Genomic DNA, 24327 nt, shown 5'->3' with positions numbered 1-24327 from the left:
AATTTTTCTTTATGTAAGGAGTGAAAGGGCTTGAAACGGAAAATTATTTTCGAAACACAACGACTTATTGTCAGAGAATGGCAGACGGAAGATGAAGCGGAATTGAAAAAAATTTTGCAAGATGAAAATGTGATGTATGCCTATGAACACGCTTTTTCTGATGAAGAGGTTGCAAACTGGCTAAAGTGGAACTTACAGTCCTATCAAGAATACGGCTACGGCTTATGGGCGTTAGAGAAGAAACGAACAGGCGAAGTCATCGGCGAGTGTGGTCTCACCAATCAATTAGTAAAAGGTAAGAGCTATCCAGAAATTGGTTATCATTTATGTGTGAAAGAATGGCACAAAGGGTATGCGATTGAAGCTGCCGCAGCAACAAAGCAATACGCATTCGATGTATTAAATTTTCCAGAAGTTATTTCAACGATTCGTGATACGAACTTAGCCTCTATGAATGTCGCTATTCGAAACCAGATGCTTGTTAGGGATCGATACATTAAAACATATCGTGGCAAAACGATGCCTCACTATGTTTTCTCTGTTAAAAATCAAAAGAATAAAGACTGAAAAAGTGCCACTTGTCAGATGGAATAGAAAAAGTGTAAAATGGAGTGAAAGAGAAAAGGGAAAAGAGGGATGGTTATGAGACCAAATTTAGGATTTTACGTTCAAACAATTAATGATATCGTTAAAACAACAGAAGACATTGGCGAAGTCATGAATCCATATTACGAAGAAGTTCGTCAAGCGATCGATAAGAATAAAGTGAATGATTTAACAGCCGAACGAATTGCAGAAATTCAAGCAAAATTTAAAGAAGGTACTGAAAAATATGAATTAATGCTCAAAAAAGTCGGAACATTAAAACCGACGCCACAAGTACTTGGCATTCACAAAAAATTTCAACATGCTTATACAGAATATGTAGCAGGATGCAATGAAATGATTTTAGCAACAGATCCAGAAACAGGCATTGATGCAGAATTATTTAACGCTTCAGAAGAAAAGCAAGACCAAGCAACGGATGAATTAACCTTTGCCATTACGCGGATGAGCAACATTCTTTTGAAAAAATAAAAAACTAATAAAAATAACTAACGAATTTAATATTTTTTTCATGTCTTTTTTATGGACAAAAGAGAAAGTGTATTGTATTATTAATTCATACCAACAACAACCTTTTTATTTTTCATTTTACTCTTATTGAGTAAATACTCCTTTTCCATCGGCAAAACTGCCGGTGGTTTTTTTTGTTATTTTTTTTATTTAATAATAAAACAACCTTTGATTTTATTAAAATCAAAGGTTGTTTTAGCTCGTTAATTTTCAACATTTCGCACATAATCATCAAAGTATTGAATTAACTCTTTCTTGATTTGTTGATAATCTGCTTCAGAATAGTTCTTTTCTTCTAACGTACCATTAAAAAATGGCAAATTTAGTTCTTCTTTTAAACGTTCAATCACTTCTTCTTGCTTCATAAGGACCCCTTCTCAACGAATTGTTCTCTTCTATTATAGAACATTGTAGTCATCCGTCAATTGTTCAAAGGCAATTTTCATTTCCTCTAGACGTTCATTCAATTGATTGGTTTCATCTTCTTCATTGAAAAAATGTTGTTTTAATTCAAAATAAAAATTTTCGAAGGCTTGGAAAAAAGGCTCAGACTTGTTGTTTTCAAGAGCAGGAACACTTGTGTAGAGAACACGAGCGCTATGATAGTAAGTGAAAACCTCGTTAATATTTAATAAAATACGCGCTTCTTCTGGGCGTGGTCGACTTGTAACTAAGTCATGTAAAGATAAACTTTTTGTATGGGTTTCAGATAAATAAAATAAAAATAGTTCCAATTGCTCTTTTGTTGCAGACATGAAAACTCCTCCTCAAACAGTAGTAACATTTATTATAAATGAAAATGAAAGTGCTTGAAAAGCAATGCGCTCAGCAAAAATAATTATTTTAAGGGAAAACTATAGTTGTTGCTTTAGCATTCTTTTTAATCATGATAAACTGAGAGAAGTATAATAGGTCCTGACAGAGGAGGAAACAAATGAAAATTGTGATTATTGGTGCATCATTCGCAGGTATTTCCGCAGCAATTGCTTCAAGGAAAAAATATCCCCAAGCAGAAATTTCTTTAATTGACAAGCAAGCAACAGTGGGGTATTTATCTGGTGGCTTAAGTGCGTATTTTAATCATACCATCAATGAATTACACGAAGCACGTTACATAACGGAAGAGGAATTACGTCGTCAAAAGATTCAGTTGCTTTTAAATAGAGAAGTCGTGGCAATGGATGTTGAGAACCAATTGATTGCTTGGGCACAAAAGGAAGAGCAACAGTGGTATTCTTATGATAAATTGATTTTAGCGACAGGTGCGAGCCAGTTTTCCACGCAAATTCGTGGTAGTCAAACAGAAAAACTACTCAAATATAAATTTTTATCAGGTGCTTTAGCGGCTGTTCCATTACTGGAAGAAAGCCAGACAGTAGCCGTCATTGGTGCAGGACCCATTGGAATGGAAGCTATTGATTTTCTTGTGAAAATGAAGAAAACGGTCCATGTCTTTGAAAGCTTGGAAAATCTATTGCCTAAATATTTTGATAAAGAAATGGTCGCAGAAGTTCAAAAATCTTTGGAAAAACAAGCAGTAATTTTCCATTTTGAAGAAACGGTCCTAGGAATTGAAGAAACAGCAAATGGTATTGTTCTTGAAACAAGTGAACAGAAAATTTCTTGTGACAGTGGGATTTTTGCTTTAAACTTACATCCTCAATTAGCCTATTTGGATAAAAAAATTCAACGGAATCTGGATCAGACAATCGCGGTGAATGCTTATTTACAAACTTCAGTGCCGAATGTTTTTGCCATCGGAGATTGCATTTCAGTTATGAATGAACCAGTCGCGGAAACTTTTTATGCTCCGTTAGTGAACAATGCGGTACGAACTGGCTTAGTAGTCGCCAACAATTTAGAAGAAAAAACACACCGATTCATTGGCTCTTTGCGAACAATGGGAACAAAAGTGGGGGACTATTACCTTGCTAGTACAGGTCTAACCGAAACGGAAGGTTTATTTTTTCCGCAAACACTTGCTTCCGTAATTGTTAGACAGCCAGCGCCGCCTCTACAACATGGGACAGAAATTTTAGGCAAATTAATCTATGATAAAGTGACACAACGGGTCCTTGGGGCACAGCTTTGTTCAAAAAACAATTGTTTAGAAAAAATAAATACGTTAGCATTAAGTATCCAAACAGGTCAGACACTGACAGACCTATTACAAAAAGATTATTTTTATCAACCTTCCTTAACCAATATTTATGATATTACAAATTTGATGGGTGCTTCGGCTTATTGGAGAGAGAACGATGAAAGTTGAGACGTTATTGGAAAAGAAAGCGATGCGACAATTATTAACGGTGCAACAAACCATCTTAGCAGGCGGCACCTGCTCAGTCTCTGATTTAACAGCATTTTTAGCGGTCACAAAAGCCTCCTTTGAAAAAGACTTAGAGGATTTACATTATTTTTTGAAACCTTTTGGACAGGATTGTCAGCTTACTTATGATGGCCAACAGCTATCAATCACCTTATCGGATTTTTTTTCGTTGAATCATTTAATTGAAGCATTTGTAAAAGAGTCTCTTAAATTTCAACTTTTAGATTATTTATATCGTAATAAAGAGTTTTCTATTGTTCAATTAACGACTAAATTTATGATTAGTGAGTCTTCTTTATTTCGAAAGATTAAAGAACTCAATCAATTGTTAGCCGCCTTTGAATTGCAAATAAAAAATGGACAACTACAGGGAGAAGAATTGCAGATTCGTTACTTTTACTTTCAGTTGTATTGGTATATTACTCCCTATGAAATACACCAGAAAAAAACGATGTCGCCGTTAAATAAACGGATAATTGAAGGGATTGAGACTGGCTTAGGTTTTACTTTTAATGAACATAATGCGTTAAAAGTTAGCCTTTGGTTGAGTATTACGAAAAAGCGCCTAGCGGTCACTTCAAAAAAATATCAACAATTGAGAAAGAAAATGATTGATTTTAAAGAAGATCCGTTATTTAAGCAAGTTCGACAATTGTTTTTCCGTTTTTCTAGTCGCTATTCATTAGAATTAGACGAAGGAGAAAGCATGATTCATTTTGTTTTTCTAATCACAATGTCGGTCTTACCAGAATCAGCTTTTGATGAATATTCCTTAATTCGGGGACGTCGTTCCGCTGTTTCTTTAGCTGATACGTTTATCTTGGAAAATGTGGTCTTGTATTATCGGCCCCATAAATTTGAACCTACTCTTGAGAAAACCATGGCTTACTATTTTTCACAAATTCATGGAAAACTGTATTTTTTTAAAGGAGAATTGGAAGTCTTTGATCGGGCCCATATCTGGGAAAAAGAACAGCAATTATCTAGTCGGGAATTAGCTTCTTTTTCAACAACGTTATTAGAAAAAGCTTTAGCTTGTTTTGATGAAACGTATCAACCAGGAGATAGTTTGCATGAACTTTCTCTGGTCAAATATTTAAGCGTGTTGGCATTAATTGAATTTAAAATGATTGGTGAAATAAAAATTGGAATTCATTTAGCAATGGATGCTCTTTATCAAGCGGCGTTAACACAAGTATTAATGCTTAGTCTTAAAAATATGAATGGCACGCTGGTGGAGAGGTATCAGCCTGAACAAACATATGATTTAATTGTGACCAATTATCAGCAAACGAGCTATCAAGGAACACCGGAAGTCTATGTTTTGTCAGAATTAAGTTCGACCTATGATATGCAACAATTAAAAAAGAAAATACGTACCTTGCGGGAGAAATAAACAAAAGGTTGGTGTGACGGAAATTATCTGATCCTCGCACCAGCCTTTTTACAATTAAAAGTCGAAAATTAGGCTTTTTTAAACAAAAATGTTTCTTTTTATTGAAAAATTAGAGATAATAAAAGTATTATTGAAAGCGTTGTCTTTGTTGGTTTTAGTAGAAATCCTTTCAATTTTTTTAAAATAAAAAAAGTTTTTGACATGTTTAGTTAGTCTTTTGTTTGTAAGATAGGGACATAAAGAAAACGATTTCAAAAACGTTTAGGAGGAATTATCATGGCAGAAGAAAAATACATTATGGCGATTGATCAAGGAACGACTAGTTCTCGTGCAATTATTTTTGATAAAAAAGGAAACAAAATTGGTAGTTCACAAAAGGAATTTACTCAATATTTCCCTAATGCAGGTTGGGTGGAACATAATGCCAATGAAATTTGGAATTCTGTTCAATCCGTTATTGCAGGTTCTTTAATTGAGTCAGGAGTGAAACCTACAGATATTGCCGGAATTGGGATAACAAACCAACGGGAAACAACCGTTGTTTGGGACAAAGCAACTGGGTTACCAATTTATAACGCAATTGTTTGGCAATCACGCCAAACGACACCTATTGCTGATCAACTAAAAGAAGATGGCTACAGCGAAATGATTCATGAAAAAACTGGGTTAATCATTGATGCTTATTTCTCAGCAACGAAGGTTCGTTGGATCTTAGATCACGTAGAAGGTGCGCAAGAACGTGCAGAAAATGGAGAATTGATGTTTGGGACAATTGACACTTGGCTCGTTTGGAAATTAACGGGAGATACTCATGTCACTGATTATTCAAATGCAAGTCGGACGATGTTGTTTAATATCCATGATTTAGATTGGGATCAAGAAATTTTGGATCTTTTAAATATCCCACGAGTGATGTTACCGAAAGTGGTTTCGAACTCTGAAGTGTATGGACTAACAAAAAATTACCATTTTTACGGAAGTGAAGTTCCTATCGCTGGGATGGCTGGTGACCAACAAGCCGCTTTATTTGGTCAAATGGCCTTTGAACCTGGGATGGTTAAAAATACCTATGGAACAGGCTCATTTATTGTCATGAACACTGGCGAAGAACCTCAACTTTCTAAAAATAATCTGCTTACCACTATTGGCTATGGCATTAACGGCAAAGTATATTATGCCTTGGAAGGAAGTATCTTCGTGGCTGGTTCAGCGATTCAATGGTTACGAGATGGCTTAAAAATGTTGCAAACGGCTGCTGAATCTGAAGCAGTAGCCAAAGCGTCAACAGGACACAATGAAGTTTATGTGGTTCCGGCATTCACTGGTTTGGGCGCACCATATTGGGATTCACAAGCGCGTGGGGCTGTCTTTGGATTGACACGTGGTACCACGAGAGAAGATTTTGTCAAAGCGACACTGCAAGCAGTTGCGTATCAAGTTCGTGACATTATTGACACGATGAAAGAAGATACAGGCATAGATATTCCCGTCTTAAAAGTAGACGGTGGAGCAGCAAACAATGATTTCTTGATGCAATTCCAAGCGGATATTTTAAACACTGCTGTTCAAAGAGCCCATAACTTAGAAACAACGGCCTTAGGCGCAGCTTTCTTGGCGGGCTTAGCGGTTGGCTTCTGGAAAGACTTAGAAGAAATCAAAGCATTCCAAGAAGAAGGACAACAATTTGAACCAATTATGGCGGAAGAAGAACGAGAAGATTTATATGAAGGTTGGCAACAAGCAGTAGCAGCTACCCAACAATTCAAACGTAAAAATAAGTAAATGGAAAAGGGGAATTTTCTATGACTTTCTCAATAGAAACACGCCGACAATCAATCGACGCTTTAAAAACACAACACTTAGATGTCTTAATTATTGGTGGTGGCATTACTGGCGCAGGCGTTGCCCTGCAAGCCAGTGCCGCTAAAATGAAGACAGGGTTAATTGAAATGCAGGATTTCGCAGAGGGCACCTCTTCACGATCAACCAAATTAGTTCATGGTGGTATCCGCTATTTGAAAACGTTTGACGTGGAGGTGGTGGCAGATACAGTGAAAGAACGAGCCGTCGTTCAATCCATTGCGCCACACATCCCTAAAGCGGATCCCATGTTATTACCGATTTATGATGAGCCAAATGCAACATTTAATCTATTTTCTGTCAAAATAGCAATGGATTTATATGATCAGTTAGCTGATGTAACAGGTACCAAGTACGCCAACTATCTGTTAACAAAAGAAGAGGTTTTGGCACGTGAACCACAACTAAAAAGTGAAGGTCTACAAGGTGGCGGTGTTTATTTAGATTATCGAAATAATGATGCTCGTTTAGTTATTGAAAATATTAAACAAGCAGTAGCTGACGGGGCGCATGCTGTGAGTCGGGTTCAAGCGGTGGGCTTTTTATACAATGATGAAGGGAAAATTACTGGCATTCAAGCAAAGGACCTACTAACTGATGAACAGTTTGAGATTCACGCAGATGTTGTGATTAATACTACTGGTCCTTGGTCAGATAAATTAAGAGGCTTAGACAAAAATGATTCATTTACACCACAAATGCGTCCAACCAAAGGGGTTCATTTAGTTGTCGACAAAAGCCGTTTAAATGTTCCTCAACCAACGTATTTTGATACAGGTAAACAAGATGGCCGCATGGTCTTCGTTGTTCCAAGAGAAGAAAAAACATATTTTGGGACGACGGATACAGATTACCATGGAGACTTTCAACATCCAACAGTAGAACAAAGTGATGTGGATTACCTATTGGAAGTAGTCAATAATCGTTATCCAGAGGTACAATTGACAATTGATGATATTGAAGCCAGCTGGGCTGGCTTGCGACCTTTAATTTCTGCTAACGGTGGCTCAGATTATAACGGGGGAAACAATGGCAAACTTTCAGATAAAAGTATTGATGAAGTCATTGATGTCGTTGACAGATACCAAAAAAACAAAACAGATAAACGAGAAATTGAAGAAGTCCTAAACCATCTAGAAGATAGTTTGGTGGAAAATAAAGTCAATCCTTCAGCTGTCTCTCGAGGCAGCTCATTGGAAAGATCAGCGGATGGCTTGCTCACTTTGGCTGGTGGGAAATTAACAGATTATCGTAAAATGGCAGAAGGTGCGATGAAAATGATTCAAACCATCTTAGCAGAAGAATACCAGAAAGAATTCACCTTAATTGATTCTAAAAACTATCCAGTTTCAGGCGGGAAATTGAACCCTGCAACGGTAGACGAAGAATTAGAAGCGTTGGCAAAACATGGCGTATCTAAAGGGTTAAGTGAAAAGGATGCACTATACTTAGCTCATTTATATGGCTCCAACGTACCAACTGTTTTTGAAATGATTGATGATGCCAAAGTAATTCCTGGTTTAACCTTAACAGAAACTGTCTCTTTAAACTATGCGATGGAAGAAGAAATGGCTTTAACACCCGTCGACTTTTTATTGCGACGGACCAACCACTTATTATTTATGCGTGATCGTTTGGACCAAGTGAAAGCGGGAGTCATTGAAGAAATGGCACAGCATTATCAATGGACAGCGGAAGAAAGAGCACGACACATTGAAACATTAGAAAAAGTAATTGAAGAATCAGATTTAAAAAATTTGAAAGTAGGGTGAAGAAAAAATGGGAACTTCGATGATGACACAATTATTCGGTGAATTTTTCGGAACGATGATTTTAGTTTTACTAGGGGATGGCGTCTGTGCCGCAGTTAACTTGAAGAAAAGCAAAGCCTTTGCTTCTGGTTGGGTCGTTATTGCTTTAGGTTGGGGCGCTGCTGTTACATTAGCTGTTTACATGTCTGGGTATATGAGTCCAGCGCATTTAAATCCTGCTGTAACAGTTGCGATGGCAATTACTGGAAACTTTGAATGGGGCATGGTTTTACCTTATATCGTAGCTCAAGTCCTAGGCGGTTTTATTGGTGGTTTAGTTGTCTGGTTAGCTTATTTACCCCATTGGAACATTACAGAAGACAAAGGTGCTATTTTAGGAACCTTCGCCACTGGTCCAGCTGTCCGTAACTATCCAGCCAATGTTTTAACAGAAATTATCGGCACATTTGTCTTGGTTTTTGGCTTACTAGCCTTTTCTCAAAACGACTTAGCGGCTGGCATTAACCCAATGCTTGTTGGGATTTTGGTCTTAGGACTAGGTCTATCATTAGGCGGACCTACAGGTTATGCAATTAACCCTGCACGTGATTTAGGACCTCGTTTAGCGCACCAAATTATTCCTGTGAAAACAAAAGGTGATTCTGATTGGGCTTATTCTTGGGTGCCAATTGTGGGACCTATCTTAGGTGCTTCATTAGCTGCAGTAATTTATTTATTCACTATTTAATAAAATGAAATGTAAATAGTTGTTTTAGACAATAAAAAACGCTTGTGAGAAGTAATCAATTCTTGCAAGTGTTTTTTGCTACATATTAAACAAAAAAAGATTTCCTTAGACATTTAGACAATTTGTCCAAATACGTAACAGAACAATTTTCCTATATGATACAATAAAAGTGCACAAGTAATTGGGGGAGTAATATTTCATACTTATTTGTCAATTTTAAGCTGGACAATGTGTTCAGTAATATATACTAATTTAAAAAGGAGTACATGATTTGAATGGGATAATGGTTTTGTTAGTGGGGACTGGGTACATTGGTTGGGTTATTTATAGAAATGGTCGTACGTATTTCCGTTATAAAAAAAATCTAAAAAAATATCAAACGACGCACCATCTAACGGACAGTGACCTAGAGATGTACCAAAGAATTATGGACGAATTAAAAAAACAAATTATTTATTTAAACGAACTAACGAATAAGTCACGAAATTTAAAAAAAATTGAACAAGTAGAACTGGGTGTTGCTTCCGCTAAGGGCATCTTTAAACACTTAGTGAAGTATCCTGAAGCAATTACTCATTTTAGTGATTTTTTATATCATAAGGTACCAGAGATTTTACGAGCATCAGAACGGTTTTTAAGCATTAAAGAAGATAAATTGTCAACAGAAGAAATAACACTTGCAACCAATGGTATCTTAAGTACCATACGAGTGTTATCGGAAAGTATCACAGATGATTATGAAAGATTAGTCTCCGAAGCATCTGAGGAAATTGCCTTATCAAAAAAATTAGTGGAGAGAAAAAATGGCTAAACAAAAGAATTTTTATGATACATATGATGCGCTTTTTCAAAAGCCAAAATGGTCGTTTTTTCCTGTCACAAGAACAGATACAGCAAAGCAACTTCCTAACCCCAATAAAAAAGTGGTAAAACCACAGACGAAAAAAAAGAAAAAACAAAAAAAGAACAAAAAAATTATTTGGATAGGCATTGCTGTAGCAATTGGCTTTATAGTATATATTGATCTTGCGGAGAAAGATGATTATTGGGATTACTCCGCTTCATCAGAAGATGTTTATCCTTTAAAAGAAGCTGGACTTACCACAACTGGACCTGTTGATTTAGAAAAACCACTAAAAGTCACAATAGAAGAAAATAAACTTTTATTTAATCAAGGCTACCAAATAGAAATTATCGGCGATGCCGATATTGAAACCAGTGGCGGAAAGAACTTTTTAATTTTACCTTCTACAGAGGAGTATCCAGATACAAAATATCTAGGCAATATCAGTTTTTATGAAAAAAGAGACTATTATACATCGGCAGGTATGTACCTTTCTGGCAATCTTGTCAACAGTCTTTCTGATTATTTGGATACAAGTAAAGAGTTTATCAAAGCATACCCAATTGATAAAATTGCTGATGTACAAACCGGCTATATTTTAAAACGGAATCAAGGATATACAGACATCTCAAAATATTATCTCTTTAAAGATGGGACAGGATTTGAATTAGAAGTCTCTGTTGACCAATTGGAAAAGGTCAAAGATCCCAAAGACTATTCTTCTTTTGTAAAAACATACGCAAAAGAAGTCGCTTTTATAGAAAAAAGTTTTAAATTTGAGTCTACTGATGAGGAATCTCGATAGAGAAAATAGTTTTCAGCTTCAAGTAGCGCCTAGTAACATCTTTGTTGAAAAAATGTAAGAGCCTGAGACAAAAAACACTTTGGATTTTTGTCTCAGGCTTAAAAACTGATCAGCGGTGGAAGCGTAGCACTTTAAGGACTGAAGTACGACGTGTACCCACTTACTAGATTGTCTTTGAAGGTAACATAGAAAAGAACAGCAATATACAAGCGACCTACAAACTATTTTCTGTCAGACTAAAACTGGCAGAAGTGGTTTGTAGGTCGCTTGTTTTCATTATGGCTGGTGAGACAGGTTGGCGCTTGATGTTTGTTTTAATATTGCAAATCAAAAATGGCGATACTTATTTTACTGAAAATTAGTTCCCAATCTTCTCGGGTTAATTCTTCTTCTAAAATGTAAATTCGGTCTATTTCTTTTGGTAAATCAAATAAGGGATAGTCAGTAATCACAATATCACAACCAGAAAAATCGGTTCGTTCAAAAATAATATCCTCACTAAATGCTTGCTTGATTTTCATCATAATAAAGCTAGCAATGTAAAAATCGCGAGAATAGGCAACACCAATTTTAATTTTTTTGCGGGGACTATAGTGCTTATAAATTCGTAACAACAATTCACATGTCCAAATTGGGTTCTCCTGATCCTTAAATCTTAACTGATAAGGGGAATGCGCTGAAAAGTTTTGATAAAAAGCATAAATTTTTTTCTGTAAATCTTTTTGATAAGTACTATTTTTATTGACTAAAAAATCTAGAATCGCGGTATTTGGTTGCTGTGAAATAAATAATTGGTTATAGATAATATTTTTAAATAAAATAAGTAAGAAGTAATGACGATCAAATTCACGCATTTTTGGAATTTGAAAAACTTCGCAAAAATTGGTTAATAAAGAATCAACGTAGAAATATTCTGGGCAAGAAATTTCATGTAGAGCAGTCAGTAAATCTTTGGCTCGTTTTGCTGAATCAAAATTATCAATGGCAATGGGTGCAATGATATCTACAACCCGCTGTTGATCTTCTGAAAAATTTGATTGGGAACAAAAAATAGTTTGTTTTGAGTCTGAGAAAAGCCTTAAATAAGGATGTTCTTCAAATTCTTTTTGGAGATCATCTTCACAAGTATATGGAAAGCGATATTTTGCGATGTGTAAAAGTAAATTTAATTTTAGTAGAGAAGCGTGTTCCAAGCGTTCAAGAATTTCTGGTTTAATATGTTGCGTCAGTATATCTTCAAAATAAGTAGAGGTATAACGTGGTAAGGCTAAGGTATTTAAAAAGATGGTCCAGTAGACATCAAGAAAAGCATATAGGACTTGAAATTCAGAACCTGTAATCACTTTACTCGCCGAGGGGGAAAAATGGACGGAAATTCCATACAAACCAAATAGTTTATTAATGTTATTTAACCGTTTGTAAATGTAAGATGAGCTAAAATTAGTTTCTTGACTCACTTTCCAGACAGAATTGTTTTCTTTTTTGATAATTGCTTGAAAAAGAATGAAGTCAGTAGAATGGACACAGTAATAATTAAATAATAAAAAATAGTGGGAAAGAAAATCATTGGAAGTCGTATGTAATGAAATTTTTCCGTGATGGATCTGAATCTCTAAGGTATTTTCAGGAAGGGTTGCTAAGTCTTCTTGAATTTCACGAAGATAAATTGATAAATTTTTAGTAGAAAGATCGAATTTTCGGGCAACACTAGATAAATCAAGGTTCGTTTGTTTTGCTAAGTATAAAAAGACAGCCAATTTTTTTTGTGTTTTCTTTGAAAGTAAAAATGTTTTTATGGCATCTTGTGTTTTGATGAGACTCACTCCTTAGTAATAACTTCTCTTTTATTATAATAGTTCGCCTAATAAATTGTAATAAAAAAGAACAATTCTCATTGGTTTATGAGAAAATAACAAGATATTCAGCAGGAAAACACCTGTGTCAGTCGACACAGGTGTTACGATGAGCGAAAAGAGCGGGTTCTTTTTTTATCAAATAATTTTCCAAAGTGACGTGATCAACTAAAGAATCAATCACCCCTTCTTTAGAAACTGAAAATCCTGCAGCCTGAATTGCTATTTGAATGGCTGCTTCAGTCGGATAACCTTTCGAAAGATAGGAGGCGAGCGCGCTGATAAAGCTGTCACTGGCACCAGTGCTATCCACAGCTATATTTTCTGTTGCAGGGAAATAGTGGCACACTTGGGGTGTTTTTAATAACACGCCTTTTTTTCCTAAAGTAACAATGACATTTTTTACGCCCATTTCTAAGAAGTACGCCGCTTTCTCTTCTAATGTACCAGTATCTGGTTGAAGTTCCAATAATTCATCTTCATTGGGAATGAAAAAATCAACCTTTTCTAGTATATTCACTGGAATATGATGAATAGCAGCTGGTTTTAAAATAATCGGTACGCCTGAATGTTGGGCGATTTCACAAGCTTTCTCTACAGCAGACAAAGGAATTTCTGTTTGAATGAGACAAAAACTGGCATCCATAAATAGGTGTTTTTGCTGTGCGATTTTTTTAGGTGTAAGCGCTGTGTTTGCACCAGGTAAGATTGAAATCATGGAGTCGCCGCTTGTCTCAACATAAATATAAGCTTGACCAGTCTCAGTATCTTGAATACGTGTGATACCATCTGTCGTAACGTGGTATTTTTCTAATTCTTTATATAAGTAATTCGCATCTGTGTCTGAGCCTAAACAACCAATTAAGGTGGCCTGATGGCCCAGTTTGGTTAAGCCAACAGCTTGATTTAATCCTTTTCCGCCGGGGAATTTAGCATAGCTAGACAAAAAATTTGTTTTGCCGTTATGTGGTAAATTTGTTGAATACAGATAATTATCAACGTTTAAACTACCTACTACAATCATTTTGCTATGTGGATTAACACTAGACATGCCTAATGTATTTTTGTGATCTAGCACCAATTTTTCAGCGTCATTAATCAAGGCTGTTTTTTCTTTGCGTTTGTTAAGCAATAATAAGGCTAACTGGCTACCAAACGTCTCTGTGTCTAATAAGACGGAAGAAATATGATCAGGTAAAAATGAACGATCAATTTTTCGCTTAATTGCGAGTAAAGAGTAATTATCGGGGGTTCGCAAACCGCTCTGCTTTAAAAGCTGTTCCAAAAAAACAGCCTGGGTATAGTCATCAGTAAGGATACCCGTAATCCCATCTGTGATAAGCTGATTACTGAAATCAGCAGGGATAGTAGTTAAAATATTTTCTTTACTAAAGGGTAAATTGACATCAAATAAGGCTTTTTTATAGCCTGCAATAATTGCTTCTTTATATTTTTGGTTAGTGACGAAATAACTAATTTTTTTATGGTTATTCTGTAATAATTCTCGGGTTAAAACATAACTAGCTTCTTCATAAAGCCTCGCTAGAGAAGGCAATTCGTTAGTTGAGTGATTGACGAAATAGTAAGGAATCGTTAATTCTTCTATAAATTTCGCGTATTGTTTACTGTTTTCATTGATTGGGTCCCAAATAATGCCACTGGCTTGTTTTAAAGTTGGCGAGGTAATATTTTTCAGTTCTTGTTCTAAACTACCGTGACTATTTAAAATCAAGCAGTTATAGCCATTTTCTTGAGCTTTATCAATAAAGCTCGTAACCCAAGCCTCAAAAGTTTCATGGCTATTTAATAATAACACGAAGGTTTTTGTAGTACTATTTGTGACGAGATTTGCTGAGTAAGGTGTGTAGTTGTAATCTCGAACGATTTTTAAGACACGCTCACGGGTTTCTTTACTAATAGTTTGATCTTTATTATTTATAATTTTGGATACAGTTGAAGCGGAAACGCCAGCTAATTTTGCAATATCTTTAATATTCATCATTTTCGTCCTTTCACTGAACTCTTTTTTATAGTAAGCATTCTAAAAGCAGAAAGTCAAGAAAAAGCCTAATTATTTATTATTTAGAAATTCTGCTTGACTTTCAATGAAAGCGCTGTTAATCTCAAATTAAGAAAACGTTTCCGGAAATGTTTTTCCTAAATGTGAATGGAGGAAGAAAAATGGATACAAAGAAAAGACCGATCATTATTGATACGGACCCAGGAATTGATGATGCTGTAGCTTTAGCGATTGCACTGAATCATCCTAACCTAGAAGTTCGCTTAATAACGACGGTTGCAGGGAATGTAGATGTAGAAAAAACAACAAATAATGCCTTGAAACTTGTCGATTTTTTTGGGAAAAAGGTTCCTGTAGCCAAGGGGTGTAATTGTCCGTTACTTATTCAATTGGAAGATTCTGCTGAGATTCATGGGGAGACTGGCATGGATGGCTTTGAGTTTCCGCAACCTATCTCTACGTGTTTAGATATTCATGCAGTGGAAGCTATGCGAAAAGAAATTCTGTCTAGTGATGTTCCTTTGACCATTGTTCCAATTGCTGCATTAACGAATATTGCTTTGTTACTGACCCTCTATCCAGAAGTCAAAGAAAATATTGCAGAAATCGTTATGATGGGTGGCTCATTAGCAAGGGGAAATACAAATACAAGTGCTGAATTTAATACGTATGTCGATCCACACGCTGCACAAATTGTTTTCCAATCAGGTGTCCCGTTAACAATGGTAGGATTAGATGTTACAAGTCAAGCTGTGTTAACGAATCATGAAGTAACAGCCATCAGAGCGCTTGGCAGAGTGGGGGAAATGTTTTATGGTCTTTTCCGTCATTATAGAGGCGGCAGTTTAACTACAGGTTTGAAAATGCATGATGTCTGTGCGATTGCCTATTTAACTTCACCAGAATTATTTGAGACAACTGAAACGTTCATTGAAGTTGCTTTGGAAGGTCCAGCTGCGGGAGCTACTGTTGCGGATTTAAAAATGAAGTATCATAAAAACACGAATGCCGTTGCCTGTATAGATGTAGACGTTGAAGCTTTTCAAAAATGGGTTGTCGAAAAAATGAAAGCGGTTAATTAACTGAAGGAGGATAAGTATGATTGAAAGTTTATTGGTATTGGTCGTTTTAGTTGTTGTAGCCTATTTGATTGTAAAAAATTATCATCCCGCACTCAGCTTAATTATTGGTGCGCTTGTTCTACTTGCATGTGCATGGATGTTAGGACATCCCATTTATCCTGCAGGAGAAGGAACCGGTTTTGGATTATTTGATATTTTCTTGAAGTTTAAAGATACAATTATTGCACAAGTGAGTTCAGCAGGAATTGTAATTATGATTCTTTTTGGTTATTCAGGCTATATGAATGCAATCGGGGCCAATCAGATGGCTGTCAACTTTTTGGTGAAACCATTAATGAAGATTAAACGTAAATCGTTATTTGTCCCTGTGGTCTTTTTGATTGGAAATTTAATGTCACTAGTAGTTCCTAGTGCATCAAGCTTAGCGATTATTTTAATGTCTATATTATATCCGATGCTAGCCAGCATGGGGATTTCGTCATTAACTGCTGCAGGTGTGATTGCAATGACGGCAACTATCATGCCAACACCTTTAGGCGCGGATAACGTAATCGCCGCAAATACCCTTGGTTATGATGTGTTAAATTATGTTGTATGGAATGCCAAAATTTCGCTGCCATCGTTATTAATCATTGCGGTTGCACAGTACTTCTGGCAAAAATACTGCGATAAAAAAGAAGGTGAGGCTGCCTATGTCTCATTAAATGAAGAAGGCTTAAGCAAACAAAAAGAATTTGATGTTCCTAAATTTTATGCAATATTGCCAATATTACCGCTATTATTAATTGTTGGAGTGGGAATCGCAGGAATGTTTATTAAAGGAATAACGATGGATATTTTTGTTCTTACATTTATTTCTTTCTTCATCGCTGTATTGGTTGAGACGCTTCGCTTGAAATCTTTTAAAAAGGTTCAAGATACGGCTGTCGAGATGTTTAAAGGAATGGGGCAAGGGTTTAGTCAAGTTGTGATGCTTGTCGTAGGCGGTTCATTATTCACGTCTGCGATTCAAACGTTAGGAATTATTGATAGTATTATGGCATCTGTCGAAGCGTCAAGTTCAGCAGGAATTGTCACGACCTTAATTTTCAGCGGTGCAACGACCCTTTTTGGAATTTTAAGCGGTGGTGGTCTGGCAATGTTTTATGCGGTTATCGAACTAATCCCTGGGATTGCCGAAAAAGCAGGGATTGATGGTATTTTAATTTCCTTGCCAATGCAGATGATCGCGAATTTAACTAGAACGATTTCTCCTGTAGCAGCAGTTGTCATGATTGTCGCATCAACAGTAGGAGTTAGTCCCATCAGAATTTTAAAACGGACGAGTGTACCGACCATCATTGGCATTATTAGTGTGATTGTCTTGTCGATTCTATTGTTACCTTATTAAGAGAATAAACAATGAAAATTAGAGTGGCTGATGAGAAAGAGTTACCGATGATTCTTCAATTTTTAACAGAAGTAAAGGCATATATGGATGTTGTGGGCATTACACAGTGGACAAAGGACTATCCTTCTCAAGGAGATATCCAAGAAGACATTACAAAAAAACAATTATATTTGCTAGTGCACGAAGAAATGATTTTTTCAATGGCAACGTTATGTATGGAGCAGGAACAAGACTTTGTTTGGTTAAAGCGCTTTGCAACTTCGCCTAATTATATTGCCAAGGGTTATGGCAGTTTGTTGTTCCATGAATTGGAGAAACGAGCAGTCTGGGAAGGAAGACGTAAAATGTATGCTCAAACTAATCATACAAACCATAGAATGATTCGATTTTTCGAAAGTAAAGGGTTCACAAAAATTCATGAATCTTTACAAATGAATCGCTTAGACTTTGGCTCTTTTTATTTATACGTTAAAGAATTGGAGAACTAATCCATCGTTTAAAATAAGAAAACAGGGAGCGTGGGACAAAAATCACTTTGGATTTTTGCTCCACGCTCAAAAACTGATAAACGGCGGGAACAAAAGCAACTCCTTCGGAAATAAGCCGAAATTCTCCAAAAATTAAAGAACAATTTTCGGAAATTCCTTCTTATTTCTCGGAGTTAAACGCTTCTATCCCGACCTCCTGTTATTTTCCAAGGAAATAGTCAACTTAATTATACAAATAAAACACAAACACATTCGGGAACAGCAACATCTTTTTGAATCATTTCTAATAAGCCTGTTTCTTGGTTCCGACGATAAAGTGTTAAGTTATCAGAGTCTTGATTAGCGACAACGATGAAATCTTCAGAAGGATCTAAATCGAAATCTCTCGGAATATCGCCTTCTGTTGAAATTAATTGAATTCGTTCAATCGCTTCGCCATTTTCTGAAACAGCATAGACAGCAATTGAGTTATGGCCACGGTTTGAAGCATAAAGGAAACGGCCATCAGAAGAAATACGAATCGCAGCACCACCATTAAACGCATCATAATCAGCAGGTAAAGTAGAAACTTTTTGTAATTCAGTGAAAGAACCATCTGTTTCATCATATGAAAGAACTGAAACAGTGCTATCTAATTCACCAAATAAATAAGCCAATGATTTTGTTGGATGGAACACTAAATGACGTGGACCAGTCCCTGGCTCAGTCACGAATTGAGCGATTTCAGAAAGCTTTCCATCTAAGCTAACATTATACGTATACACACGATCGGTTCCTAGATCACAGACGACTAAGCGTTGATCAGGCGTCAAATCTGTGTAATGAACATGGGCATTGTTTTGGTTTTCATGAGGACCAGTTGGCTCTGTATGAATCACTTTGTCAGCATCTTCCAAAGAACCATCTTCTAAGATACGATACACGTGAACGATACCTTGGTGATAATTTGCTGCATAGACAAGTTGTCGGTTTTCGTCAACAGCTACATAACATGGCGGCGCACCTTCCTCAGTTACTTTATTCAATAAGTTAAAATGGTCCATTTCTGGTTGATAAGCGGCAGTGCCACCTTCACCGTCAACACTAGTGACGCTAAAAAGTTCGCCCTTTTGACTCAGAGCAAGATAGGTAGGACTCGTTTCTTCTAACAAAAGTGTCGCTTCTGTTAAACGACCTTGTGTCGTATCTAATGCAATTTTATAAATGCCTTGGCTGGCTCTTCGAGTATAGGTACCTAGTAAAATTTGTTCTAACATCACAATTCCTCCAATTTGTTTCAACACAATCACTTTTTATGAAAGTGCTTTTATATAATGTAGTATACCATAAGAAGTCTAAGAACAATAAAACTTTCTATCTGAGATGTTCGCATTTTAAAGTGGTTTGTGCTATTATGATGAGAGACTGTGATGACAGTCATTTTTTGATTTTTAGAGGGGTGACGAACATGTACGACAATACGGATAATAACGGGACCGTTCGTTGTTCATTTTGTGGGAAAACACAAGAAGAAGTAAAAAAAATTGTTGCTGGTCCGGGTGTCTATATTTGTAATGAATGTATTGATCTATGTAAAGAGATTATTGATGAAGAATTTTATGATGAAGCAGTCCGAGAATTAACGGATGTGCCAAAACCCCAAGAAATTTTAAATGTTTTAAATGAATATGTTATTGGACAAGAACGTGCAAAACGCACACTTTCTGTTGCTGTTTACAATCACTATAAACGTGTGAATCAATCAGAAACAGCTGCAACTCAAGATGACGTTGAATTGCAAAAAAGTAACATTTGTTTAATTGGACCAACAGGTTCAGGTAAAACTTTCTTGGCTCAAACGTTAGCAAAAACATTAAATGTACCTTTTGCAATCGCTGATGCGACCAGTTTAACAGAAGCAGGTTATGTAGGGGAAGATGTTGAAAACATCCTTTTAAAATTACTACAATCTGCTGACTATAATGTTGAACGTGCGGAAAAGGGCATTATCTATATTGATGAGATTGATAAAATTGCCCGTAAGAGTGAAAATGTTTCGATTACTCGAGATGTTTCAGGTGAGGGTGTTCAACAAGCCTTACTAAAAATTCTTGAAGGAACAGTTGCAAGTGTACCACCACAAGGGGGCCGCAAACATCCACATCAAGAATTTATCCAAATTGACACAACGAATGTTCTCTTCATCGTTGGTGGAGCGTTTGATGGAATTGAAACCATTGTTAAAAACCGCTTAGGCGAAAAAACTATTGGTTTTGGTAAAACTAATTCTGCTTTAAATGAAGAAGAAAGCATCATGCAACATATTATTCCAGAAGATTTATTGAAATTTGGTTTAATTCCAGAATTTATTGGACGCTTACCTGTAATGGCTGCGCTTGATAAATTAACGAATGATGATTTGGTTCGAATTTTAACAGAACCGAAGAATGCCTTGGTGAAACAATATCAAAAATTATTGTCTCTTGATGACACTAAATTAGAATTTGAACCAGAAGCATTAAAAGCCATCGCAGCCAAAGCCATTGAACGTAATACTGGCGCACGGGGACTTCGTTCAATCATTGAAGAAATTATGATGGACGTAATGTTTGATGTTCCTTCAGATGAAAGCATTGAAAAAGTTATCATTACTAAAATGGCCGCTGAAGGTACCGGTAAACCAACAATTATTTATAACAAAAAAGATAAAGAAGCTGTATAAGATTGAAGCTGAAAACAGCTCTTTCGGCGGATCTCCGAAAGAGCTGTTTTTGTTAAGCTTTTGAATGAAAGACTGAATAGAAGAACGGAGGAAAACAATGAACGTACATAATGCAGAAATCGTGATTAGTGCGGTATCCCCTAAACAATATCCTGAATCTCAATTACCGGAGATTGCTTTAGCTGGACGTTCGAACGTTGGGAAATCATCTTTTATTAATACCTTGATTAATCGTAAAAATTTAGCAAGAACTTCAGGCAAACCTGGTAAAACGCAAACGCTAAATTTTTATTTAATTGAGGATGCCTTACACTTTGTGGATGTTCCTGGCTATGGTTATGCCAAAGTTTCTAAAACAGAACGTGCGAAGTGGGGAAAAATGATTGAAACGTATATCACGCAACGTGAGCAATTACGTGCAGTCGTTTCTTTAATTGATTTACGTCATCCGCCGACCCAAGATGATATCCAAATGTATGAATTTTTGAAATACTATGATTTGCCAGTTATTATTGTAGCAACTAAGGCAGACAAAATTCCGCGGGGCAAATGGAACAAACACGAGAGTGTCATCAAAAAAGCCTTGAATTTTGATAAACAAGATGACTTTATTATTTTCTCTTCTGAAACAAAAGAAGGAAAAGAAGCAGCTTGGACAGCAATTGAAAAATTTCTATAGAAAAAAACAAGCAAAATTACTCTTTTGCTTGTTTTTTTGCTTCTTCTTTTTTTACTTCTTGTCGTTGTTTTGCCAGTTCTTCAAGAGGTACTTCTTTCTTTAATGGATCAACGGCGAAAGAATCGAAGAGTTTATCTAAGTCATTGGAACGTTCAAATTTTAATCCCATTTACTAAGCCTCCATTCCTTTTTTTATAGTGTAGCACGTTTTTTTTCATTTGGATAGCAACAGAAATGTAAGAATTCGTCATAGGTGCACCTGGTGTAATTTCTCGTAACTAAGACTTGCCAAACATGAAAAAACAAGCTATTCTTTAGTAAGAATTAGTTAGAAAGAAGGCACTTTATGAAAAATCCGTTAATCGGCGGTGTTCGTTTTTATCAACGATTTATTTCTCCAGGATTGCCTGCACGTTGTCGCTATTACCCAACGTGTTCACAATATATGATTGATGCAATTCATACACATGGAAGTGTCAAAGGAACAACGATGGGGGTAGCACGGATTTTACGATGTCATCCTTTTGTTAAAGGCGGCATTGACTATGTTCCGTTGAAATTTCGCTTGACGAAAAATCCTGATGAGACCTATCATGGACCGTATACGTATCGAAGAAATAAGAAAACAGAAGTAGAAAAGGATGGATAAATATGGCAATTTTAGCATTTGATCTTGGCGGTTCTTCCGTGAAATACGGCGTTTGGACAGGCAAAGAATTAACAAATCAAGGGAGCTTTCCAACACCTGGCTCTTGGGAAGAAATGAAAGCGCATTTATATTCGGTTTATGCAGACAAAAGAAATGAGTCGATTAGTGGTGTTGCTTTTAGTTCACCTGGAGTAGTTGACGAAAAAAGTCAACAGATTTTAGGGATTTCCGCCATTCCATATATTCATCATTTTAACATTTATGAAGAATTAGAAGCGTTGTTTGGCTTACCAGTGACTATCGAAAATGATGCGAATTGTGCTGGTTTAGCTGAGATATATGAAGGCGCGGCGAAAGGGAAAAAAGAAGTGCTTTTTGTCGTTATTGGGACAGGAATTGGCGGAGCGATTTTTCGCAATGGTGAATTGTACAAAGGCGCTCATTTATATGGAGGCGAGTTTGGACTGAACTTTTTAAGTAATGGCCAAACATTCAGTGAAATTGGCACAGCTGTCAAAATGGCTCAGCGCTATTGTGAACGAATTGGAGTCGAAAAACAGGCGGTGACAGGAGAAGAAGTTTTTGAACTGGCACAACGAGGGGATGAGATTGCTCGCGAAGAAGTCAATAATTTTTATGATTATTTAACACAAGGATTATTCGGCTTACAGTTTTCTTATGATCCTGAAATGATTGTACTCGGAGGCGGTGTTTCTGCTAAAGAAGGCTTATTAGCAGAGATTAATCGCCGGATGCTAACGCATTTACAAACCTTTGAATTAAAAGATTTTGTTCCAGAAATCGTGACCTGCCATTATCAAAATGATGCCAACTTGATTGGCGCAGCCGCCAACTTTCAAGCAAAAACGAATTGGGAACTATAAAGAAACAGCCGATTGTTATTCTCTTCAATCGGCTGTTTCTTTATTTATTTGCCTTGTCATCAGTGTTTTCTTCTGCAGCAATCCGCGCTTGAACTTGTTGACGTAAAGCTTCTAGTTCTTTTTCTTTCTTTTCTAATTCAGCTAAATCTTCAGAAATTTCATGGGCTTCTTCTGCTGGCTTAGGTTGTAAAAAGACGTTTAAACCAATCGCTATAAAGGTCCCAATGAATGTATCCAACACACGTTCCATTGCATATTGAAAGGAATCGCTTTGCGGAATACTTAAAGAAATCATTAAAAGTGTCGCAGTTGCAGAAATGATCCCAGCATTGTTATTAATCCCATCAGAAACAACGATGACGATAATGACTAAAAGTGGTAGTAGCAGTAATTCTACTAAGTGTTGATTAGGAAAATAATCTTGTGCTAATACATAAAGCAAAGCTAAAAAGCCACCCAATGTGTTTCCAATAATGCGCGATTTTCCAAAAGACAAACTGGTATTTAAATCTTGTCTTAGCGAAAAAACAGCTGCTAAACAGGCAATCATAGGTGAGCCACGATGGAAAAATTGAAATAAAAGAATACACAGCATGACAGCAATTGCTGTTTTTAACGTTCGCATGCCTAAACGAAATCGACCCACTATCATAAATATTCGCTCCTAAATAACTTTTCTCTTTAATGATAACCGAAATAGAGGTAAAATTACTAGAGAAAAGTGAAGAATTATTATTTTTTAAGGGGAGTATGCATGAAAATTGGTTTACGAACAGTCAAGACAGCCATTAGCGCTGCATTAGCAATGATTATTGCGGAAAAACTGGGATTACTTTATGCCCCTTCGGCAGGGATTATTTCAGTTTTAAGTGTTACTAGCACGAAAAAAACATCTGTCATGACAGGAATTTATCGTTTGTTATCCTTAGCTTTAGCAACTATTTTAGCGTATATTTGTTTTACTTTTTTAGGTTTTACAGCGATTGCTTTTGGTATTTTTTTATTATTATTTATTCCAGCAGCCGTGTATTTTCAATTATCTGATGGGATTGTTGTGAGTTCCGTTTTGGTAACTCATTATTTAGTCGAAAAAAATCTTTCTTGGGCGATTATTGGAAATGAGTTTTTATTAATGAGTATTGGTGTGGGACTAGCGTTATTAGCTAATTCTTATATGCCTGATACAGAAAAACGTTTAAGAGAAGACCAAGAAGTCATTGAAACAATGTTTCGTAAAATTTTAAGGGAAATGGCGCTACATTTAAACAACGCTGCAGGAGAGCGAAATTTGGTCATGCATTGTGCAGATTTAAAAACCTTTATTCGTACAGGTGAGACGTGGGCCAAAAATCATGCCGAGAATCAATTGCTGTCTACCAATACGTACTATTTAGAGTACTTTGCGATGAGAAAAATGCAAAGTAATATTCTAAAAAACATGTTGGAATTATTAGAAGATATTACTGTTGATGCGCAACAAGTTCGCTATATTCAGCAATTGTTGGAATATACGGCAGAAACATTTGCAGAGAATAATGATGGACAAGAAATTATGAATCGAATTAAGACCGTTTATGAAACCTATCGCACAAAACCATTACCGCAAACAAGAAGTGAATTTGAAAATCGGGCGCGACTCTTTCAGTTTTTACAATTGTTTCAGTCATTCATTCAAGTCAAAGCGGACTTTGCCAAATTACAACTAGATAAATAAACAAAAAAGAAACCTTTT

At 36.2% G+C, this 24327-nt stretch carries 24 protein-coding genes; 17 read left to right on the top strand and 7 right to left on the bottom strand.

The annotated features are described in order from the left end of the window. The first annotated feature begins 30 nt into the window (after positions 1-30). Together IGJ46_RS07710 and IGJ46_RS07705 are read left to right on the top strand one after the other, a co-directional pair. Entirely contained in the window at positions 31-567 is a 537-nt protein-coding gene (locus tag IGJ46_RS07710; RefSeq protein ID WP_218391160.1) for a GNAT family N-acetyltransferase, read from the top strand. Positions 568-636: 69 nt separating this feature from the next. Then, positions 637-1077 (top strand): hypothetical protein, encoded by a 441-nt coding sequence (locus tag IGJ46_RS07705; RefSeq protein ID WP_002384384.1) that lies wholly within the window; start codon positions 637-639, stop codon positions 1075-1077. A 242-nt stretch (positions 1078-1319) separates the two neighbouring features. Here IGJ46_RS07705 and IGJ46_RS07700 read toward each other — a convergent pair whose 3' ends face one another. Together IGJ46_RS07700 and IGJ46_RS07695 are read right to left on the bottom strand one after the other, a co-directional pair. Next, a complete protein-coding gene (locus IGJ46_RS07700; protein WP_002357133.1) occupies positions 1320-1481 on the bottom strand; it encodes a hypothetical protein in 162 nt (53 codons plus the stop codon). Positions 1482-1514: 33 nt separating this feature from the next. Continuing rightward, on the bottom strand, positions 1515-1871 hold the full coding sequence (locus tag IGJ46_RS07695; RefSeq protein WP_002357135.1) for a hypothetical protein: 357 nt from the start codon (positions 1869-1871) through the stop codon (positions 1515-1517). A 179-nt stretch (positions 1872-2050) separates the two neighbouring features. On the opposite strand from IGJ46_RS07695, the gene IGJ46_RS07690 reads away from it, so the two are divergent. From IGJ46_RS07690 to IGJ46_RS07660, 7 genes are all read left to right on the top strand, one after another. After that, positions 2051-3385 (top strand): FAD-dependent oxidoreductase, encoded by a 1335-nt coding sequence (locus tag IGJ46_RS07690; protein ID WP_218391158.1) that lies wholly within the window; start codon positions 2051-2053, stop codon positions 3383-3385. Next, positions 3375-4841 carry a helix-turn-helix domain-containing protein gene (locus tag IGJ46_RS07685; RefSeq protein WP_375343111.1) on the top strand — a complete coding sequence of 489 codons (1467 nt, stop codon included), beginning with the start codon at positions 3375-3377 and terminating at the stop codon, positions 4839-4841. The genes IGJ46_RS07690 and IGJ46_RS07685 overlap by 11 nt, the downstream gene beginning before the upstream one ends. A 276-nt stretch (positions 4842-5117) precedes the next feature. Further along, on the top strand, positions 5118-6623 hold the full coding sequence (glpK, locus tag IGJ46_RS07680) for a glycerol kinase GlpK (RefSeq protein ID WP_002357138.1): 1506 nt from the start codon (positions 5118-5120) through the stop codon (positions 6621-6623). A gap of 20 nt (positions 6624-6643) precedes the next feature. Beyond that, complete coding sequence (glpO, locus tag IGJ46_RS07675) at positions 6644-8473, top strand: type 1 glycerol-3-phosphate oxidase (protein WP_218391157.1); 1830 nt, start codon at positions 6644-6646, stop codon at positions 8471-8473. A gap of 7 nt (positions 8474-8480) precedes the next feature. After that, entirely contained in the window at positions 8481-9200 is a 720-nt protein-coding gene (locus IGJ46_RS07670) for an MIP/aquaporin family protein (protein ID WP_002357140.1), read from the top strand. 283 nt (positions 9201-9483) lie between these two features. After that, a complete protein-coding gene (locus IGJ46_RS07665; RefSeq protein ID WP_002385845.1) occupies positions 9484-10011 on the top strand; it encodes a 5-bromo-4-chloroindolyl phosphate hydrolysis family protein in 528 nt (175 codons plus the stop codon). Further along, on the top strand, positions 10004-10849 hold the full coding sequence (locus tag IGJ46_RS07660; protein ID WP_002362031.1) for a hypothetical protein: 846 nt from the start codon (positions 10004-10006) through the stop codon (positions 10847-10849). Before IGJ46_RS07665 ends, IGJ46_RS07660 begins: the two co-directional genes overlap by 8 nt. Positions 10850-11163: 314 nt before the next feature. Here IGJ46_RS07660 and IGJ46_RS07655 read toward each other — a convergent pair whose 3' ends face one another. Then, entirely contained in the window at positions 11164-12672 is a 1509-nt protein-coding gene (locus IGJ46_RS07655; RefSeq protein WP_016627654.1) for a helix-turn-helix domain-containing protein, read from the bottom strand. A 118-nt stretch (positions 12673-12790) separates the two neighbouring features. Next, complete coding sequence (locus IGJ46_RS07650) at positions 12791-14704, bottom strand: PfkB family carbohydrate kinase (protein ID WP_002401795.1); 1914 nt, start codon at positions 14702-14704, stop codon at positions 12791-12793. A gap of 146 nt (positions 14705-14850) precedes the next feature. Here IGJ46_RS07650 and rihC point away from each other — a divergent pair, with 146 nt between their 5' ends. The 3 genes from rihC to IGJ46_RS07635 are packed head-to-tail and all read left to right on the top strand — an operon-like array spanning position 14851 to position 17682. Continuing rightward, the gene (gene rihC / locus IGJ46_RS07645) at positions 14851-15804 is read left to right on the top strand and encodes a ribonucleoside hydrolase RihC (protein ID WP_025188934.1); all 954 of its coding nucleotides are present in this window, start codon (positions 14851-14853) and stop codon (positions 15802-15804) included. 16 nt (positions 15805-15820) lie between these two features. Then, positions 15821-17194, top strand: a complete 1374-nt coding sequence (dcuC, locus tag IGJ46_RS07640; protein ID WP_002360057.1) for a C4-dicarboxylate transporter DcuC — start codon at positions 15821-15823, stop codon at positions 17192-17194. An 11-nt stretch (positions 17195-17205) separates the two neighbouring features. Further along, positions 17206-17682 carry a GNAT family N-acetyltransferase gene (locus IGJ46_RS07635; protein ID WP_002374559.1) on the top strand — a complete coding sequence of 159 codons (477 nt, stop codon included), beginning with the start codon at positions 17206-17208 and terminating at the stop codon, positions 17680-17682. A gap of 227 nt (positions 17683-17909) precedes the next feature. Here the strand turns inward: IGJ46_RS07635 and IGJ46_RS07630 are convergent, their stop codons facing one another. Beyond that, positions 17910-18938 (bottom strand): lactonase family protein, encoded by a 1029-nt coding sequence (locus IGJ46_RS07630; protein WP_002357153.1) that lies wholly within the window; start codon positions 18936-18938, stop codon positions 17910-17912. 191 nt (positions 18939-19129) lie between these two features. Here IGJ46_RS07630 and clpX point away from each other — a divergent pair, with 191 nt between their 5' ends. Together clpX and yihA are read left to right on the top strand one after the other, a co-directional pair. Then, positions 19130-20383 (top strand): ATP-dependent Clp protease ATP-binding subunit ClpX, encoded by a 1254-nt coding sequence (clpX, locus tag IGJ46_RS07625; protein WP_002357154.1) that lies wholly within the window; start codon positions 19130-19132, stop codon positions 20381-20383. Positions 20384-20480: 97 nt separating this feature from the next. Beyond that, positions 20481-21062, top strand: a complete 582-nt coding sequence (gene yihA, locus IGJ46_RS07620; protein WP_002357155.1) for a ribosome biogenesis GTP-binding protein YihA/YsxC — start codon at positions 20481-20483, stop codon at positions 21060-21062. A 16-nt stretch (positions 21063-21078) separates the two neighbouring features. Here the strand turns inward: yihA and IGJ46_RS07615 are convergent, their stop codons facing one another. After that, positions 21079-21231 carry an SPJ_0845 family protein gene (locus IGJ46_RS07615; protein ID WP_002357156.1) on the bottom strand — a complete coding sequence of 51 codons (153 nt, stop codon included), beginning with the start codon at positions 21229-21231 and terminating at the stop codon, positions 21079-21081. A 177-nt stretch (positions 21232-21408) separates the two neighbouring features. Here IGJ46_RS07615 and yidD point away from each other — a divergent pair, with 177 nt between their 5' ends. Further along, a complete protein-coding gene (yidD, locus tag IGJ46_RS07610; protein ID WP_002357157.1) occupies positions 21409-21711 on the top strand; it encodes a membrane protein insertion efficiency factor YidD in 303 nt (100 codons plus the stop codon). Between the two features lie 2 nt (positions 21712-21713). Continuing rightward, the gene (locus IGJ46_RS07605; RefSeq protein WP_002360061.1) at positions 21714-22595 is read left to right on the top strand and encodes an ROK family protein; all 882 of its coding nucleotides are present in this window, start codon (positions 21714-21716) and stop codon (positions 22593-22595) included. A 40-nt stretch (positions 22596-22635) separates the two neighbouring features. Here IGJ46_RS07605 and IGJ46_RS07600 read toward each other — a convergent pair whose 3' ends face one another. Then, complete coding sequence (locus tag IGJ46_RS07600; protein ID WP_002365791.1) at positions 22636-23247, bottom strand: FUSC family protein; 612 nt, start codon at positions 23245-23247, stop codon at positions 22636-22638. A gap of 102 nt (positions 23248-23349) precedes the next feature. Here IGJ46_RS07600 and IGJ46_RS07595 point away from each other — a divergent pair, with 102 nt between their 5' ends. Next, positions 23350-24309, top strand: a complete 960-nt coding sequence (locus IGJ46_RS07595; protein WP_002360063.1) for an aromatic acid exporter family protein — start codon at positions 23350-23352, stop codon at positions 24307-24309. Positions 24310-24327 lie beyond the last annotated feature (18 nt).

Origin of the sequence: Enterococcus sp. AZ120, assembly GCF_050546165.1 — a bacterium.
GTDB lineage: Bacteria > Bacillota > Bacilli > Lactobacillales > Enterococcaceae > Enterococcus > Enterococcus faecalis.
The sequence above is the reverse complement of the archived record's forward strand: the minus strand, read 5'-3'. Positions and strand labels throughout refer to the sequence as shown.

Excerpts from the sequence above, each read along its gene's own strand:
- IGJ46_RS07600 (WP_002365791.1), bottom strand. The coding sequence starts at position 23,247 with ATGATAGTGGGTCGATTTCGTTTAGGCATGCGAACGTTAAAAACAGCA.
- glpO (WP_218391157.1), top strand. The coding sequence starts at position 6,644 with ATGACTTTCTCAATAGAAACACGCCGACAATCAATCGACGCTTTAAAA.
- IGJ46_RS07595 (WP_002360063.1), top strand. The coding sequence starts at position 23,350 with ATGAAAATTGGTTTACGAACAGTCAAGACAGCCATTAGCGCTGCATTA.
- IGJ46_RS07660 (WP_002362031.1), top strand. The coding sequence starts at position 10,004 with ATGGCTAAACAAAAGAATTTTTATGATACATATGATGCGCTTTTTCAA.
- IGJ46_RS07705 (WP_002384384.1), top strand. The coding sequence starts at position 637 with ATGGTTATGAGACCAAATTTAGGATTTTACGTTCAAACAATTAATGAT.
- IGJ46_RS07605 (WP_002360061.1), top strand. The coding sequence starts at position 21,714 with ATGGCAATTTTAGCATTTGATCTTGGCGGTTCTTCCGTGAAATACGGC.
- IGJ46_RS07615 (WP_002357156.1), bottom strand. The coding sequence starts at position 21,231 with ATGGGATTAAAATTTGAACGTTCCAATGACTTAGATAAACTCTTCGAT.
- dcuC (WP_002360057.1), top strand. The coding sequence starts at position 15,821 with ATGATTGAAAGTTTATTGGTATTGGTCGTTTTAGTTGTTGTAGCCTAT.
- IGJ46_RS07635 (WP_002374559.1), top strand. The coding sequence starts at position 17,206 with ATGAAAATTAGAGTGGCTGATGAGAAAGAGTTACCGATGATTCTTCAA.
- IGJ46_RS07700 (WP_002357133.1), bottom strand. The coding sequence starts at position 1,481 with ATGAAGCAAGAAGAAGTGATTGAACGTTTAAAAGAAGAACTAAATTTG.
- IGJ46_RS07665 (WP_002385845.1), top strand. The coding sequence starts at position 9,484 with ATGGTTTTGTTAGTGGGGACTGGGTACATTGGTTGGGTTATTTATAGA.
- IGJ46_RS07695 (WP_002357135.1), bottom strand. The coding sequence starts at position 1,871 with ATGTCTGCAACAAAAGAGCAATTGGAACTATTTTTATTTTATTTATCT.
- rihC (WP_025188934.1), top strand. The coding sequence starts at position 14,851 with ATGTTTTTCCTAAATGTGAATGGAGGAAGAAAAATGGATACAAAGAAA.
- IGJ46_RS07690 (WP_218391158.1), top strand. The coding sequence starts at position 2,051 with ATGAAAATTGTGATTATTGGTGCATCATTCGCAGGTATTTCCGCAGCA.
- glpK (WP_002357138.1), top strand. The coding sequence starts at position 5,118 with ATGGCAGAAGAAAAATACATTATGGCGATTGATCAAGGAACGACTAGT.
- IGJ46_RS07630 (WP_002357153.1), bottom strand. The coding sequence starts at position 18,938 with ATGTTAGAACAAATTTTACTAGGTACCTATACTCGAAGAGCCAGCCAA.
- yidD (WP_002357157.1), top strand. The coding sequence starts at position 21,409 with ATGAAAAATCCGTTAATCGGCGGTGTTCGTTTTTATCAACGATTTATT.
- yihA (WP_002357155.1), top strand. The coding sequence starts at position 20,481 with ATGAACGTACATAATGCAGAAATCGTGATTAGTGCGGTATCCCCTAAA.
- IGJ46_RS07685 (WP_375343111.1), top strand. The coding sequence starts at position 3,375 with ATGAAAGTTGAGACGTTATTGGAAAAGAAAGCGATGCGACAATTATTA.
- clpX (WP_002357154.1), top strand. The coding sequence starts at position 19,130 with ATGTACGACAATACGGATAATAACGGGACCGTTCGTTGTTCATTTTGT.
- IGJ46_RS07650 (WP_002401795.1), bottom strand. The coding sequence starts at position 14,704 with ATGATGAATATTAAAGATATTGCAAAATTAGCTGGCGTTTCCGCTTCA.
- IGJ46_RS07670 (WP_002357140.1), top strand. The coding sequence starts at position 8,481 with ATGGGAACTTCGATGATGACACAATTATTCGGTGAATTTTTCGGAACG.